Here is an 848-nt window from a genome sequence, read left to right on the forward strand (position 1 = left end):
AATGCCGTAACGGCGCAGGCGATGACCAACCGGCCCAAAGCCCTCCCGGAGCTGTCCGGGAATTAGCGAAATGACTGTCCGGGATTTACCGAAACGCGTGTCCGGAAATTACTGAAATGCTTGTCCGGGAATTACTGAAACCCGCAGCACTCACATGACCGCTGATGTTAGCCGCTGGCAAGGGCATTCTTCGGTGCGTCGCGGCACCAGCCTTTGGAGCCGCTTGCTCGGCCAGGCCTTCGGTTTTCCAGCGGCTGGCGACCAAATTCCCGTCGAAGTCACCAAGACTGTCACTGACAGCGGCGAGGCGTGGCAGCGCACCTTTGGCGCACGCATTTTCCGCTCCCATCTCGCTGCGACCCCGCATGGCATGACGGAACGCTTTGGCCCGTTCACTTTTATCCTCGGGCTGACAGTAGAGAATGGCGTATTGCACTACCCGGTCGATGCGGGACGGCTCGGCCCGCTGCCTCTACCACGCTGGTTATTGCCCAGCTCGGAGGCACGAGAGTATGTAGAGGGTGGCGTTTTTCGGTTCGACGTCAAATTGCGAGCGCCACTGACCGGGGACCTGCTTGTCCATTACCAAGGCACGCTGACACCGGCGACAATGGACACCCGTCGACCAGAAACGTCGACGTAGCTGCTCATGGTCGCGAGCAGTCCATGACGGCCCTGAGCCGTCGTTCGGGCCTAGCGCGGGGGATGACCGGTCTCAGCCCTTACAAGTCATTCGTGTCTAGCACAGCATGCGACCGGACTCATGATACCAGAGGCGCGGATGGATGTTTATATACACCCTAGGGGTTTGCAACCATTCGAATAAGCCGCACCCGCCGAAAAACGCC

Annotated in this window: 1 protein-coding gene; it reads left to right on the top strand. The window is 59.6% G+C overall.

What is annotated here, in order from left to right:
* Window positions 1–154: 154 nt before the first annotated feature.
* Window positions 155–643 (top strand): DUF4166 domain-containing protein, encoded by a 489-nt coding sequence (locus tag FLO80_RS21745; RefSeq protein WP_246156788.1) that lies wholly within the window; start codon window positions 155–157, stop codon window positions 641–643.
* Window positions 644–848 lie beyond the last annotated feature (205 nt).

The organism is Aquicoccus porphyridii (assembly GCF_008369105.1).
GTDB classification, from domain to species: domain Bacteria; phylum Pseudomonadota; class Alphaproteobacteria; order Rhodobacterales; family Rhodobacteraceae; genus Aquicoccus; species Aquicoccus porphyridii.